Annotated in this window: 12 protein-coding genes and 1 pseudogene; 5 read left to right on the top strand and 8 right to left on the bottom strand. The window is 57.3% G+C overall.

Features of this window, described 5'->3' with window-relative positions; genetic code table 11:
* The 7 genes from RSSM_RS10555 to RSSM_RS10580 all read right to left on the bottom strand — a co-directional run.
* On the bottom strand, positions 1 to 1,153 hold a 1,153-nt coding region (locus tag RSSM_RS10555; RefSeq protein WP_008677796.1), incomplete at its 3' end, for an amidophosphoribosyltransferase.
* A 164-nt stretch (positions 1,154 to 1,317) separates the two neighbouring features.
* A complete protein-coding gene (locus RSSM_RS10560; protein WP_044302225.1) occupies positions 1,318 to 2,961 on the bottom strand; it encodes a sodium/glutamate symporter in 1,644 nt (547 codons plus the stop codon).
* Positions 2,962 to 2,971: 10 nt separating this feature from the next.
* On the bottom strand, positions 2,972 to 3,148 hold the full coding sequence (locus RSSM_RS33665; RefSeq protein WP_008677801.1) for a hypothetical protein: 177 nt from the start codon (positions 3,146 to 3,148) through the stop codon (positions 2,972 to 2,974).
* 299 nt (positions 3,149 to 3,447) lie between these two features.
* Positions 3,448 to 3,738 (bottom strand): DUF3565 domain-containing protein, encoded by a 291-nt coding sequence (locus RSSM_RS10565; protein ID WP_315850014.1) that lies wholly within the window; start codon positions 3,736 to 3,738, stop codon positions 3,448 to 3,450.
* Positions 3,739 to 4,210: 472 nt separating this feature from the next.
* Entirely contained in the window at positions 4,211 to 5,110 is a 900-nt protein-coding gene (gene ppk2 / locus RSSM_RS10570) for a polyphosphate kinase 2 (protein ID WP_008677805.1), read from the bottom strand.
* Between the two features lie 280 nt (positions 5,111 to 5,390).
* Positions 5,391 to 5,615: a hypothetical protein gene (locus RSSM_RS10575; RefSeq protein ID WP_008677806.1), complete on the bottom strand. Its 225-nt coding sequence runs from the start codon at positions 5,613 to 5,615 to the stop codon at positions 5,391 to 5,393.
* A gap of 12 nt (positions 5,616 to 5,627) precedes the next feature.
* Positions 5,628 to 6,755, bottom strand: coding sequence for a Na/Pi symporter (locus RSSM_RS10580; RefSeq protein ID WP_044302226.1), 1,128 nt, complete (start codon positions 6,753 to 6,755; stop codon positions 5,628 to 5,630).
* Positions 6,756 to 7,860: 1,105 nt separating this feature from the next.
* On the opposite strand from RSSM_RS10580, the gene RSSM_RS10590 reads away from it, so the two are divergent.
* The 3 genes from RSSM_RS10590 to RSSM_RS10600 are packed head-to-tail and all read left to right on the top strand — an operon-like array spanning position 7,861 to position 10,612.
* Positions 7,861 to 9,060: an ABC transporter substrate-binding protein gene (locus RSSM_RS10590; RefSeq protein WP_144059726.1), complete on the top strand. Its 1,200-nt coding sequence runs from the start codon at positions 7,861 to 7,863 to the stop codon at positions 9,058 to 9,060.
* Positions 9,060 to 9,833, top strand: coding sequence for an ABC transporter permease (locus RSSM_RS10595; protein ID WP_008677814.1), 774 nt, complete (start codon positions 9,060 to 9,062; stop codon positions 9,831 to 9,833). Before RSSM_RS10590 ends, RSSM_RS10595 begins: the two co-directional genes overlap by 1 nt.
* Entirely contained in the window at positions 9,830 to 10,612 is a 783-nt protein-coding gene (locus tag RSSM_RS10600; protein ID WP_008677815.1) for an ABC transporter ATP-binding protein, read from the top strand. The genes RSSM_RS10595 and RSSM_RS10600 overlap by 4 nt, the downstream gene beginning before the upstream one ends.
* A gap of 108 nt (positions 10,613 to 10,720) precedes the next feature.
* On the opposite strand, the gene aqpZ is transcribed toward RSSM_RS10600, so the two are convergent.
* Positions 10,721 to 11,437: an aquaporin Z gene (gene aqpZ, locus RSSM_RS10605; RefSeq protein WP_008677817.1), complete on the bottom strand. Its 717-nt coding sequence runs from the start codon at positions 11,435 to 11,437 to the stop codon at positions 10,721 to 10,723.
* 522 nt (positions 11,438 to 11,959) lie between these two features.
* Here aqpZ and RSSM_RS10610 point away from each other — a divergent pair.
* Positions 11,960 to 14,398 (top strand): DUF1592 domain-containing protein, encoded by a 2,439-nt coding sequence (locus RSSM_RS10610; protein WP_008677819.1) that lies wholly within the window; start codon positions 11,960 to 11,962, stop codon positions 14,396 to 14,398.
* A gap of 74 nt (positions 14,399 to 14,472) precedes the next feature.
* Positions 14,473 to 14,748, top strand: a pseudogene (locus RSSM_RS10615) (DUF1552 domain-containing protein); the annotation flags it as partial.

Consider the following 14,748-nt stretch of genomic DNA (forward strand, 5'->3'; position numbering starts at 1 on the left):
GGACTTCACGCAGCGGAGTGTACTTCGCCGCCGCCTTCGCCTTGCGGGCACGACCGCCTTCGATGAACGTTCGGCCTGCATAACGGTTGCGGATCAAACCCTCGCGGCAAGGGATCGACAATTCATAGGCCATCGAGTCGGCCGCTGCTTTGCTGGTGTCCGGGACCGGCACGATGATGGTATCGGGATCATCCAACGGAACGCGTCCGAAATTCCGTTCCGCCGAGGCGAGTTCCCGACCGAGATTGGTTCGCGACAGGTACACGCTGCGGTCGTCGAGCGTGCTGGCGACGTTGGCGAAATAAACCCATTCGAAAAAGCAGTGCTTCGGTTCCTGCGGAGCGGCAAACTGCTCGATCCGAAAACCATGTTCGGGGTCGATCAGGATCGCATGCCCGGGAGGCAACGATTTGATCTGGTCGGCTTCGAAACCGAGGTTCAACAACGCAACACTCTCGCTCGCCGCGGCGAACAACGGGCCCTCGTGGATGTAACACATCGGTTTGATACCGAGCGGATCGCGGGCGACGATCATCTCGCCTTCACCGGTCAACAACGCGAGCGAATAGGCACCGTCGAAACCGGAGGCGGCTTGGCGAAGGACTTCGATCCAGTCCAAACGACCGTTCGTCGCCGAGAGAATCCGGCCGAACTCGTGAAGAATGATTTCGGTGTCGGTGTCGAGCGTCAGGTGGTGATCGCCGTCGGCGAGCAGACGCTGCTTCAACAGTGTGTAGTTGGCCAATTGCCCGTTGAAGCAGAAACTGAACCACTTGCGTTTATGGATATGGCGGCGCTCAAACGGCTGGGCGTAGTTGCGATCATCTTGCCCGCACGTGGCGTATCGCACGTGGCCGATCGCGGCCCTGCCGGCGAGACTCTGCATCAACGAATCCGCCTTCGCACGATGGTTCAGGCGAAACACCTCAGTCACGGTGCCGACGTCACGTAACGTTTTGATCAGGCCCGGACGGTCGGGGTCGAACGTACTCATTCCCGCAGCGAGTTGCCCGCGGTTTTGGATATCGAGCAACATTCGAGGCAACAAACGCGAGATCTGACGCGGCCCGTCGTCGGTACAAATCGGGCTTCGGCCACGGCCGGACAGGTGATAGATCGCGGCAACGCCACACTCGTGGTTCAATTCGGCCATGAAAATTTTGTTCGCGTGATGAGCGGATGGCAGAGAAAACGTTCCGGGCCGTGAGTTCGCCAAACGTTCGCTTGGTTTCTTCCCGGCAAATTCGAAGCACTGAGTTTACCGGTATGACGAAAGAACGCAATTCAGTGTTCTCACCTAGATTGCCCAATTTCGCCTCAGCGGTTGGAATCCGGGCCGGTTTTTTCGGTTGGGAATCTTTGCCGGGATGTGAGTTTTGCTTTCCACCACCCCCCCATTCCGACGAGAATCGCCAGCACCAACGCCATCGAAACCGCACTCACCGCGATGGGAATCCGCTCGAGCAAGATCAGCGGCAACCCGACCGTGATCATCCCGCCACCGATAAACGGGGCCGACAAGGGAGCCGCAAGGGCATACTGTTCCGCGGCCCGTGTCTTCAGTTCCGGATCGATCACCCGCAGCAACACGAACCCGGTCGCCGTCGTGCCGGTCGACATCCCGAAATTGATCAGCCCGAGTTCAAACCAATGGCTCTCGGGCAGGATTCGACGGCTGAGCACCAAGAGGCAAAACGTCGACCACGCCGCCCCCCCGACGAATAACACCGTTATCGGCACCCACAACGACACGACCACGGCGAGGTTCAACGTCACCACCGCCGCGACAACCAACAGGTCCATGCTCGCACCGATCAGGCGACTGATCATCGCATGATCGATCCACCGCTCGCCCGCGGTACGAACCACGACAAACCTCACGATCGCACCGCCAAAAAGCGTGTAGATAAACAACGGGAACGATCCCACCACACTGGCGATTCGCAACCGGTCACGCAGCACACGTTGCCCCTCGTCGCCGGGATCACCACCGCTGAAGATCCCCGACGCGTCGACGGCGGTGGCGATCCAATCCACCGCCCACTGCATCGCGAGCCCCAATGAGAAGGCGAGCATCAGGAACACCAACTGCAACAACATCGGTTCAATCGCATCGGCAATCGACGCCGGTCCCCGCCCCGCGTTCGCAGTGCCCGAGTCCTTCGCCGAGGCCGAGTCCTTCGCCGAGGCCGCTATCGAGCCTGCTGCCGAGTCCGCTATCGGGGCTGGGCTCCCTTCCGCTGCCGCAGCCAATTCATCCGAATCCGCTGGGTGATCCTTTTTCGCCACCCATCGACGTCGGACACCGATTTCGATCCACAGGATCCCCGAGACCAAACCGTACACGAGCCCGCAGGTCGCCATCAGCACACCGAGATCGAGGCCTTCTTCCAATCCGATCGAAGGGTGGGCGAATACGGTGCCCATGGCCGCCGCGGTACCATGCCCTCCGGCAAACCCTGTTTCAATCAACATGCCAGCAGACGCGGGCAGATCAAAACTAGGCCCGAGCCACCACCACACCAACCACAACCCCACCGTGCTCTGACCGAGCACGATGATCCAAACCATCAACGCCTCTCGCGCGACCGGCGAGAAACCGTGCTGGTCGTGGTCCGCATGCTGATTCGCTAGATGACCGGCCTCGGATCGCTGGCTGCCCCCTTTCTGCGGAGAACGCGACAACAGCATTCCGGCAAAGACAACCGCAATCAGCCATCCCGGCCAACCACGTAAATGAGCGATCGTGGTTTCACTGAACGATTGAACCCACCGCGTCCAAGAATCCGGTTCGGCCGACTCAAGATCAACGCTGAAAAGAATCGCCTGCCAAACCACCAACCCCACCGCCCCAGCGATCAACGACGCCGGAATCCGAGCTACCGCGAGAACGCGAAACCGACCGCGCAGCACCACACCAACGATCAGCAGAACAGCGGTCAGGACAATCGCACCTAGCATGGGCATCAGTCTACCGCGTGCGTCCACACCCGTGACCCACCAACCAAACACCCTGGCTGGATTCGTCGGATTTCAGGCCACCGAAACCGAGCGGCATCGTTGTTCGATCATCGCCAGGTTGGTGAATCAACGCCAGCAGTTTCTGCCAGTCCTCTTTGCTGTAGTGGATCTTGTGAAAGATCCTCATGCGGCAGGATCATTCACAAGCTGTTGATTACCCACACGCCGGTTTGTATCCCGAAGCGATTTCAAGCCATTCGCCCCAGGTCGTGTTAGCGCACCTGGAGAGACCGATCATGCGAAGTTCTGACCGCCCCCGAAGGTGGTCGCTTCGCTCGACCGCCGGCAATTTGCTAAAACGCCTTCAGCATAAAGACGCTTGTGGGTAACAGGATCTTTAACAAGATCCACTACCACACGCGCCGAAAACGGGGCCACACATCGTTTCCACGCGGCTTCCTCGACTCAACCGATCGTGGTCCACGTTCAGTCGGGGCACTCTTCCGAGACGGGAGGACGGGCGTCGTGCGGCGCGCACTCGAGGCATTTCTTGCAGGCGAGGCGAAAACCTAACATCGATCGCCTTCCTTTTTCGCTCAGAACCCACTCGCGGCGAACGAGAGGCGGGTCATGGCGAACATGCTGATTGTGGCCGCACTCCAGTTGAGCGACCCAGTGACCTTCATCGTCCAAGTGATAGCCGGTAATCGGACTCGGAATGGTTCGGTTTTTCGAATAGAGCATGAAGCGCGCTGTGCCTCGCGGAAACAGACGCATCGTCCCCGCACAATCGACGTACGGGCCCACGCGCCTGCGTAGGGGAGAAAGAGTGACGTCGACATGGGTCGACGGTTCGACTCGTACCTGCCCCTGGCACGGAAAGCCTATTGAAGCCAAAAACGGGACACTCCGTCAACACGGCTTTGCGCTAGAAAATACACAGGCCTTCAATTCCCGCACGCCAGAGCATTTTAATATCGGACGCGGACGATCGCTGGGAATCAGCCACCCAATAAACAAGCCACAACGGTGCGTCCGCCCCCGTCGTTTCACTGGGAAGACTTTGCACTCGGCAGACGTTCAGTGCGCAGACTTTTCAGTGCGCAGACTGTGACCGCCCCAAAAAACCTCAACAACTTAATGAACCCCAACAACTCAAGGAGCCGGCGGTAGTGGATCTTGTGAAAGATCCCTCATGCAGCAGGATCTTTCACAAGACCCACTACCCGAACAGCGCTGAAAGAAACGACTAGTAAACCGCGGGCACGAAGACTTCTTTGGGCATCGGGTTGCGTTGATAGTCTTCACTGCGTCGCCGCTCCGGCAGTTCAACGCTTTCCTGCTCCACTTCCTGATAAGGGATCTGCTGCAAGAAGTGATGAATACAGTTCAGGCGAGCGCGTTTCTTGTTGTTTCCGTCAACGATCCACCACGGAGATTCGGGAAGATTCGTTTTTTCCAACATGATCTCTTTCGCGACGGTGTATTGCTCCCACCGACGACGAGATTCGAGATCCATAGGGCTGAGTTTCCACTGCTTCAGAGGATCGTCGATGCGGCACTGAAAACGAAACGCTTGCTCGTCGTCCGAGATCGAGAACCAGTACTTCAGCAGATACGTTCCCGACGAAACGATCATCCGCTCAAAGTCCGGAACGGTACGGAAGAACTCTTGGTATTCTTCCTCGGTGCAGAAGCCCATCACGCGTTCGACACCGGCGCGGTTGTACCAACTGCGATCGAAAAGAACGATCTCGCCGCCCGCGGGAAGGTGTGGCACGTAGCGTTGAAAATACCACTGAGTCTTTTCACGCTCGTTGGGTGCCGGCAACGCGGCGACGCGGCACACCCGTGGGTTGAGCCGTTGAGTGATGCGTTTGATCACGCCACCTTTCCCGGCCGCATCACGGCCCTCGAAGATAACCGCCACTTTCGATTTGGTCTCAATCACCCAATCTTGCAACTTGACGAGTTCGAGTTGCAATCGCAGCAGGTGACGGAAATACTCGGTCCGCGTCAACTTGTGCGGATGACCGTCCCCGTTTCGCTCGTGGTCATTGATGTCGAGCAACAAGTCACGCAGTTCAGATTCGACTTCCTCGTCGATCGAATCCAGGACCTCTTCTCGGATACGTTGATAATCTTGCATTTCGTTGGAACTTTCAAAGCTTGTCAGAAGAACTCGGATGAAGAATGATACGAACGCCCCGCCGATTGGCGTTGGCCGCGGCTAACACAAAACAACCGCGACGAGTGGCTAGAGGGCAGCTAAATTCTTACGTAGCGAAACTCGCCAAGAGTTTCGGCAGGCCTCTGTAAACCACCGAACGTCTTGTCGACTGTCACTACAGCCTCAAGTCTCATTATTAACCGTGCCAATCCAATCGCCCCGACGGAAAATCAATTGCCCAGGGGGTTTTGAAAAAACCTCAGTGTTTTGAACGGTATTCGCCCAACAAGAACGTGAGGAACTCTTTGATCGAGTTGAGCGATAACTCGGCACCTCGCATGTGTTCTTCGAGGTGATCGATTTCAACGTCTTGTGCCTCGGTTTCCCGCCGCTGCAATTCGGCTTCGAGTTCACGAAGAGTGCTTTCGGTATCGGCGATAAGACAGCGAATGCGTTCGGTTGAGATTTTTTTGATGTCGGTCACGGCAACAATTTCCTAGATGATGCTGGAGACGCCGAGGCATATCCCGGGGATGACAAAGAAAACGCCCAGGATATAGGCGAGTGCGATCAGCTTGTTTTCCGCCGCGGTCACGCCGAGCCATTCCGCCGCGCGGACCGGAGTGAATCGCAGGAAAGGAATGCCGTATATCACTATCACGCCCAACACGTTGTACGTCAGATGGATAAACGCGATTTGCAACGCCGCGTTCGCATTCCCGTCCACCGCCGTCGCGGCGAGCAAAGCGGTGATGCACGTCCCAATGTTTGCCCCCAAAGTAAACGGGTAGATCTGTTTCAACCCGAACGCTCCTGATCCCGCGAGAGGCACCATCAGAGACGTCGTTGTCGACGACGACTGAACCAACACCGTCACTATGGTTCCGGAGACGATTCCCGAAACCGGCCCCTTTCCGATCGCCGCGTGCATGATCTCTTTGGCTTTGCCGACCATGAGTTTTTTGAGAAGCTTGCCGACGTAGTGAATGGTGATGAAAATCAGAACAACTCCTCCGATGATCAACAGCCCCCCACCAAGCCCGTCACCCAACTCCAACGCGTAATGCTTTGCCGTGCCGACCACCGGAGCGGTCATTGCTTTGACGAAGTTCAGCCCTCCCATCGAAGCGTCTTCGACAACGAAAAAGCTCGCGAGCGTCTTACCAATCTTTTCGAGCAGCCCGAACGCGATCTCGAGCGGCAGGAAAATGACAACCGACAGCAGGTTGAAGAAATCGTGAACCGTCGCGGCGGAAAACGCTCGTGCGAATTCTTTCTTCTCACGCACATGTCCGAGCGATACGATGGTGTTGGTGATGGACGTTCCAATGTTGGCCCCCATCACCATGGGAACCGCAACGGAAACCGGCAGCCCGCCGGCGACCAACCCGACAATGATCGACGTCACCGTGGAAGATGACTGAATCAACGCCGTGGCGACCGTTCCGACAACCAAACCCGCGAAAGGATTCGTGGCGAAGGCGAACATCTCTTTCGCTTCATCACCCGTTGCCGCTTTGAAGCCCGACCCGATCAGGCCGACGGCACAGATCAATAAATAGACCAGTACCGCAACGGCAATCCACTGCGTCGCGTCTGATTTCGACAATGGCGCGTCCAGCATTTGGGGCGCCGGCTCGAGCAGCGAATCGGCGGTAACCTCGTTCGCGTCAATTTGGGCCGACGCGGTCGCATCACTCATGACTTGTCTCAATGCGGTTGGGGGCGAACGGAACAGCACAACCGCCTTGGCGGGCAACGGCACGTCTTCCGATTCGCCGCTGGGCTGTTGATGCGAGGGCGGCGCAGTTTGAGCAACACCGCGAAACATGGCTAGGCTCAGACACGTCGATTCATCGAATCTTAACGCATTCTTGCTGCCACATTGGAGCGAACGGACGACCGAATACCCAGAGACATTTGGCGTCAAAGGCCGATCGGCATCCGCAATCAGGCCTTCATGTAGCCAGGAGAACCCGCACATTTCGTTTCGTCGGAACCACACGTCGGCGGCACCCTCAATACTCGTCGGAGAGTTCGTAGCGGCACGTCACCGATATCGAACCGTTGGAAAGGACGTCCGAAAACACGAACCATTCGCCTGCACCGGAGTTCATCACGAGCGGCTCAATTCGCCCACTCCGAAACTCGCTGCCCCGAACGCGACACGATGAACGCGACACGATGAACGCGACACGATGAACGCGACACGATGAACACGACACGATAAAGCAGACGCAGCTCCGCCGAGCACGGCGTCTCGATGCACTCGGAACTTTGACGTGCCCGATTCTCGTAGGCGAATCCGCCCAATTCAGACCACCGAAGTTCACGTGACAGCGGCTGCAACATTCATAAACACTCTCGTCGACGCTGCAGTGAGGTCATCGCCTGATTCGCTCCCATGAAAATTCTCAGCCATCAGCACGGCAACCTAGAGAACCCAGGTGCCTTAGTAAAACCGGGGTTCGACTCGATCAGGCCGGCGAACGCCTCCGTGGTCGACGACATCCAAAAAGCGGGGTGTTTTCCTGATCCCAGCGGTCGCGAAGGCGGTGGCTGCAATTGCTAGATATTTTCGCGCCAGCTATCTTCGGGGTGCGAAACGGAACTGGTGTGAGGGTCGAACCCCCGCTTAGTAGTTCCGCTCGACGTTTGCTGCAATGCTGGCGACATCGGCGACGTTTGACCTTCCCGCATCGTTATTTTTCTCTGTTCCGACTAGGCCAATGGCACATCTTGGCAAACTGTTTCTTGCTTTGGCCACCGTGTCGTTGCTCCATGCGCATTTCAATCTGCATCTGTTCGATCGCCCCGACGCAGTAGACTCAGCGGACGGATCCACCACTCGAAAGTCACTTCGCGTCGGCCACCTGCCGGTGACGTGCCACCTGACGTGTCCGGTAACGAGTTGGGTGAGCCAGCATTCGTCTGAACGTTCCGAATTCGTGTCGTGGCGATACACGAGTTGGCCGGCGATGACCGAAGACATCGATGCGGGGAATTTGGATGCCGCGTTCATTCTGGCGCCGTTGGCGATGGTGATGCAGCGACAGGGCACGCCGGTAAAAATTGTGCACCTGGGACACCGCGACGGAACGGCAATCGTGGTGAAGAAGGACTCGCCGTATCAAACATTCGAAGATCTCCGAGGAAAGCGTTTGGCAATCCCTCACCGATATTCGAACCAGCGGATTTTGATCGAAAAGCTGAAGGACGAGTTTCACTTTTCGAATTCGGAGATCACCCTGATCGACTATCCGCCGCCGGAGATGCCCGCGGGGCTCCGCTCGGGACAATTCGAAGCCTACATCGTTGGCGAGCCGTTCGCAGCGAAAGCGGAGGTCGACGGGTTCGGACGCGTTCTCTACTTCACCAAAGATATCTGGCCGAATTTCATTTCATGCGTCCTGGTCGTGACCGAACGTTTGATCGAACGAGACCCTGACATCGTGCGGGAATTGGTGCAGGGTATCTCCGCGTCGGGAAAATGGATCGACGAAGGCGACCAACGATTGATGGCCGGGTTGGTCGAAGAAAATAGCGAAGACGCGGGCCACGCCGGCGCCACCGTCATCCCGGAAGGATTCGGGCGTTCCCCGCGGATGCAGGCGGCATTGATCGCCGCGCGGCAGGAATACTACAACCAAGATCCTGAGTTGTTGAAGTTTGTTTTGACACGGCCGATCGATCGTGTCAGTTACAGCAGCCTCGATTTGGCGGAGCAGGACTTCGCCGAAATCCAAGACTACGCCGAGCGGCTCGGGTTTTTCAGCTTTCGCCCCGTCACCGAAGACGACCCGTTCGGTTTTGATGATTACTGTGACCCATCGTTCGAACGCTCAGGGACGTGGGAATTGCCGCTCGAGAGCGACGGCGATTCGACCGCAGGTGGACCATCGACGGATCGCGCTGAGGCACTGGATTGATGCAAGGACGCAAAATTTTCCTCGGCCTGGTTGGCCTCAGTTTGTTTCTGTTGATTTGGCATCTCGTCACGCTTGGCAACGGTCGTACCGACGTGCCGGGGCCATGGTTGACGCTGGCCGGACTGATTGAATTGGCAACCGGCGGTGTACTGTGGCGATACATCATTGCATCAGTCTTCCGTGTGATGTGGGGATTCACGCTGGCGGTGCTCGTTGGCGTGCCGGTCGGTTTGGCGATCGGTTGGTCGCGTTGGTTTCGTGAATTGGTGAACCCCTTGGTCCAGGGCCTGCGTCCCATTTCCCCGATCGCTTGGTTGCCGATCGCGGTGCTGGTCTTTGGCGGGATGACGTGGTGGGAACCGAGCGATCTGTCTGCGATCTTCCTCATCTTTCTCGCGTCCATCTTTCCGATCATCACCGCCGCAACGTCAGCGGTCGAAGGAATCGACGTCAAATTCCTACGGGTAGCAACGAACTTGGAAGTCAGTGGCGCGAAGGTTCTCTTTCAAGTCATCCTTCCGGCGGCGATGCCGCAGATTTTGACCGGACTGCGTTTGGCCCTCGGGATCGCATGGGTGGTCTTGGTCGCCGCAGAGATGTTAGGCGTTCAATCGGGACTCGGTTTCCAAATCAACGATTCACGCAACAACCTGAGATACGACTTGGTGGTCGCGGCGATGGTGGTCATTTCAGTCATCGGGATGTTCCTGGACGGGGTGATGGCACGAATCGAAAACTCAGCCCTATCGCGTCGAGGAACCGCCAAGCGATGATTGTTGAAACACCTAAAATCGAATTTCGCGACATCGACTTGCATTTCACCGCCGAAGACGGATCGGTCATTCAAGTCCTCGACTCGGTGAACCTGAACATCCGAGAAGGCGAGTTTGTCTGCATCGTCGGCCCATCGGGATGCGGGAAATCGACGTTACTGAACATTGCCTGCGGCTTTCTGAAACCTTCGAGCGGCCAGGTGCTGATCGACGAAGTCCCCGTTGTCCGGCCGAACCGGCGGCGAGTGTTTATCTTCCAAGACAACTCCGTTTTCCCCTGGCTCACCGTTTCGCAGAACATCGGTTTTGGACTGGCCGATGTGTCGCCGATCGAGAAAGAAAAAACCGTTCAACGCTACATCGAAATGATCGGCCTGTCGGGTTTCGAACACGCCTACCCGCGTGAACTGTCCGGCGGAATGAAACAACGAGTGGAGATCGCAAGGGCGCTCGCATCAGGGCCAGACATTCTATTCATGGACGAACCGCTCGGCGCACTCGATTGGTTGACACGTCTTAAGATGCGCGCCGACCTCGTCGATATTTGGCGTCAAGAAAAGAAGACTATTCTGTTTGTCACCCACGACGTCGAAGAATCCGTTCAGTTGGCCGATCGGGTCGTAGTATTGAGTGATCGACCGGCGGCAATTCGAGCGGTCGTGGATGTGAACCTTCCGCGACCTCGCAACCTGGACGATCCGGAGTATCTCCGCATCCGGGACGAGATCTTTGACTGGATGGGACTCGACCACCACGGTATCGCCGCCAAGAGCGTTTAAAGCCCGCGGAGCAGGCGACGCCGCATTTGTTTTTGCACGCTCGCATCGGTTCGCGTCGCTCGCCACGATTGCTGTTTTTGGCCGCGTGCGGGCGGTCTGCTCGGACGTCTAGCTCGCTGTCGTTTCTTCGGCATAAAGGAACCGAGCCAGCAATCCGGCCAAGCCACCGCCGACGATCGGCGCCACCCAAAACAACCACAACTGGCCGATCGCCCATCCGCCAATGAACAAAGCCGGACCGGTACTGCGGGCGGGATTCACGGACAGATTCGTGATCGGAATCCCAACCAACAACAGCACCGTCAGCGTCAAACCGATGGCCAGTCCCGCGAAGCCTGCCGGCGCGCTCGGCGACGTCGCCCCTAGGATCACGGTCAGGAAGATGAACGTGAACAACGCCTCCGATACGAAACCAGACACCATCGAATAGCGTCCCGGCGAGTGTTCCCCGTAACCGTTGGCCACGCCTTCCAACGAAACCGATGCCGCGTCGGGATGTCCCTGCAGAATCAACAACAAACAGCCCGCTCCGGCGATCGCCCCGATGACTTGTGCGATCACGTAACCGGGAACCTTCGATGATGCAAAGCGTCCTGCCGCAAACAGCCCCGCCGTCACCGCAGGGTTCAAATGGCATCCGCTGATTCCGCCGAAGGCATAGACGCATCCCACGATGACTAGACCGAACGCAAACGAAACACCGTGCAACCCGATTCCCAAATCGCCTACCCCTTCGACCGGGAATGACGCGGCAAAGGCGGCGGCACCGCAGCCGCAAACGACGAGAATGAACGTACCTAAAGCTTCAGCGACCAGGGCTTTCATAAGAGACTCTTTCAAAAAACGAATTTGGTGGGGAAAAGAGATCCGTAAGCCTACCGTAACCAAGCGCACAGATGTTACCCACCCAAAGATTATCGTCAGCGCCCCCTGCTCCACCAAACAAGCGACCAACTCGGCCCGGACGCGCCGTTCGTCTACAAATCCAAAACAACTCGCCATCGACAAACCCGCCACCGCAGCTCAGCGAGACCGAGCGTTGACCAAACCCACAGCCACGTCGCCTTACCGCGTTTTGTCACGTGCGCCAGTTGCCTGTGACTATCAGTTGCCTGTGGTTATCTGTTGCTTTGGTTATCTGTTGCTTTGGTTATCAGTTGCATGTGATTAATCGCGTGGTCGCGCCATTAGCTGATTGCGTCTCCATGCGATGTGCGATTGACACTCACCTGTTTCCACACGCATGCCTCCACGATGGAGATACATCCCCGCCTTGGCCGACGGATACATCGCTCGCGGGCTCTCCGTTGCCGACCAAACCTTCCCCACCTTTCGGTTTGTCCAGTCATGAAACGCCCCGTGATCTGCGCGGCCCTGTTGGCGTCGTTGTTAGCGTCTGCATTCGCCGTGACTTCTGCCGCGACTGCCGAAAACACTCGATCATTCGAGCAGGTGGTTTTGCCTTTCATTCAGGAACACTGCCTCGACTGCCATGACGCGAGTACTCAACAGGGCGACTTTCGACTCGACACTCTGCCCACTGTTTTCAACTCGGCCCACATCGCCGAACGATGGGATGAAGTCATCGGCCGAATCAACGCCGGCGAAATGCCGCCTCCCAATAACGACCAACCAACCGCTGAGGAAATCGAAACGGTTGCCGAATGGATCAGCGGCAAAATCAAAGAGGGCGAGCACGCGAGAATGGCTCGCCGCGCCTCCGTTGCGTTCTACCGTTTGAGCCGCGAAGAATACGCGAACACCATCGAGGACCTGCTCGGTGTGCACTACGACGCGGCCGCCCCAGGACGCATGAATGCGGACCCGCAGTGGAAGGGTTTTGAACGAATCGGTTCCGAACTGTCGTTGTCGCCGTCGCATGTCGAAAAGTATCTCGCGGCTTCGCGGTCGATCCTCGACACGGCATATCCCGCGTCCGTTCCTCAATCTCAAACATGGACCAAAGACGCACTCGATATCGATTGGCCCAATCGAGGAAAACGTGACGTCCTGCAGGAACAGGGCATCCTCGATGATGTTCGCACACTGATTTGGCCCGGTCACCGTTTGTCCTACGTCGAACCGGCTCATCAAAACTATTCCATGCCGCCCGGCATCTATCGAGCCAAACTCACCATCAGCGGCCTTCCATCGAAAGAAGGCAGAGCACCTCACGTGACGATCTACAGTCCACAACTGGATCGCATCATTTTCGAACACGACGTCATCGCGCCGGAAAACGCCCCCGCCGTCTTCGAGTTCATGACCTACCTGGAAGGCAAGGTCTCGATGAAAATCAACAACGAAGTGCCTGGGCCATCCAACTCCGGCATCGCGGGCCGCCCGACCGGACAGCGTGTGTTCACAACCTTCGACAACCCTCTCTCGCGGTCACCTTGGCAACGAAAGATGACCGATGAAGAAGGCAACGCCCTGTACCCCGTTTTGATCTTCGACTCGATTCAATGGGAAGGCCCGATCGTCGAAGCCGAGTCGATGGCAAAGCGAAAACGTTTTGCACCACCCGCGCAACCTACACTGGCGAGTGTTCGCGACCTCGTGAGACGGTTCGCTCGCGCAGCATGGCGACGGCCTCCCACGAAGCAAGAAGTCGATCGCTATCTCTACCTGATCGGGACCGAACTGAAGAAAGGAGCGTCGACCCAAGAAGCCTGCAAGTTGGGAATGCTAGGAATCCTCGCGTCGCAAAACTTCTACTACCTCCGTGAAGGTGATGCCGGTCAAAACCGCGCCGTCATCAATGATTGGGAATTGGCATCACGGCTGTCGTATTTCCTATGGAGTTCAGCGCCCGACGAAACTCTTTTCAAAGCCGCCGAAGACGGCACACTGCATCAACCGGCAACCCTGAAAACGCAGCTCGCCCGCATGTTCGCCGACCCCAAGATCGCGCGGTTCGAGGAATCGTTCCCGAAGCAATGGTTGCAACTGCAAAAGGTCGGCATGTTCCCACCGGACCAAAAACTCTACCCCGACTACGACCCGTGGTTGGAAAAAAGCATGGTCCTGGAAACGACTTCCTTCTTTGCCGAAGTCTTTAAGAACAACCTCCCGATCACCGAGTTTCTCGACTCCGATTGGACGATGCTCAACCCGCGACTGGCGGCCCACTACGGACTGCCAATCCCCGCGTCGACGGGATTTCATAGAGTGTCGTTGCCGCCTGACAGTCATCGAGGTGGCTTGTTGACTCAGGCTTCTATTCTGTCGATGACCTCCGACGGCACCCGCCACCGTCCCGTTCATCGAGGGATCTGGGTTTCGGATGTGATCCTTGGCAAAACACCGAGCCCACCCCCGGCAAACATTGACGCGATCGAGCCCAATCCGGTTGACGAACCTCGAGCAACGATTCGCATGAAACTCGCCGCTCATACCATCCACGCTCAGTGCGCCGCCTGCCACCGCAAAATCGACCCGCTCGGTTTTGCCTTCGACAACTACGACGCCGTCGGACGTTGGCGGACCGAAGAGTTTGTCCAACATGGAATTGGCGAAAATCCACCGGTCGATGCCAGCGGCGAGCTGCCTGACGGGCGACCCTTCCAAGGCCCTGAAGACTTCAAGGCGTTGATGCTCGACGATGCGCAGCCGTTCGCCAACGCCTTCGTCGAAAAACTCGCCACCTACGCTCTTCGCAGGCCGATGACGATCGATGATCGCGATGCCATCACCGCAATTGCCCGGCGCAGCGAACCGGGAGGATACCAATTGCAGGACATCATTCGCCACTTCGTCGAGTCGGATTTGTTCTTGAAACGCTGATCATTGTCACATTTGCCCCCAACGCAACACTCCCGCCTGCCGCTCTTCCGCAAAGCACTCTCACCGAGAAAACGATGGCACACTACCATTCACAACAGAAAAGAGTTTCGCGTCGTCGGTTGCTCCGCGGTTCGGGCGTTGCACTGGCCCTGCCACTCTTGGATTGCATGCGTCCGGTAAGCGCCGCTGCGGTTGAGGGCTCCACCATGCGTGGCACCTCGACGCCGCGCCGCAGCATTTTCATCTACCTTCCCAACGGCGTGAACACGCTCGACTATCAAATCCTGCAGTCCGGAAACGGCTATCAATTCAGCCGCTCACTTCAACCGCTGGCAAGACATCGCAACAAC

The sequence above is a fragment of the Aporhodopirellula sallentina SM41 genome (assembly GCF_000346505.1).
GTDB classification, from domain to species: Bacteria; Planctomycetota; Planctomycetia; order Pirellulales; family Pirellulaceae; genus Rhodopirellula; species Rhodopirellula sallentina.

Coding starts and splice junctions, on each gene's coding strand:
- RSSM_RS10580 (WP_044302226.1), bottom strand. CDS start 6,755: ATGCTGGACGCGCCATTGTCGAAATCAGACGCGACGCAGTGGATTGCC.
- RSSM_RS33665 (WP_008677801.1), bottom strand. CDS start 3,148: ATGAGGATCTTTCACAAGATCCACTACAGCAAAGAGGACTGGCAGAAA.
- RSSM_RS10560 (WP_044302225.1), bottom strand. CDS start 2,961: ATGCTAGGTGCGATTGTCCTGACCGCTGTTCTGCTGATCGTTGGTGTG.
- aqpZ (WP_008677817.1), bottom strand. CDS start 11,437: ATGAAAGCCCTGGTCGCTGAAGCTTTAGGTACGTTCATTCTCGTCGTT.
- RSSM_RS10610 (WP_008677819.1), top strand. CDS start 11,960: ATGAAACGCCCCGTGATCTGCGCGGCCCTGTTGGCGTCGTTGTTAGCG.
- RSSM_RS10590 (WP_144059726.1), top strand. CDS start 7,861: ATGGCACATCTTGGCAAACTGTTTCTTGCTTTGGCCACCGTGTCGTTG.
- RSSM_RS10600 (WP_008677815.1), top strand. CDS start 9,830: ATGATTGTTGAAACACCTAAAATCGAATTTCGCGACATCGACTTGCAT.
- RSSM_RS10595 (WP_008677814.1), top strand. CDS start 9,060: ATGCAAGGACGCAAAATTTTCCTCGGCCTGGTTGGCCTCAGTTTGTTT.
- ppk2 (WP_008677805.1), bottom strand. CDS start 5,110: ATGCAAGATTATCAACGTATCCGAGAAGAGGTCCTGGATTCGATCGAC.
- RSSM_RS10565 (WP_315850014.1), bottom strand. CDS start 3,738: ATGCGTCTGTTTCCGCGAGGCACAGCGCGCTTCATGCTCTATTCGAAA.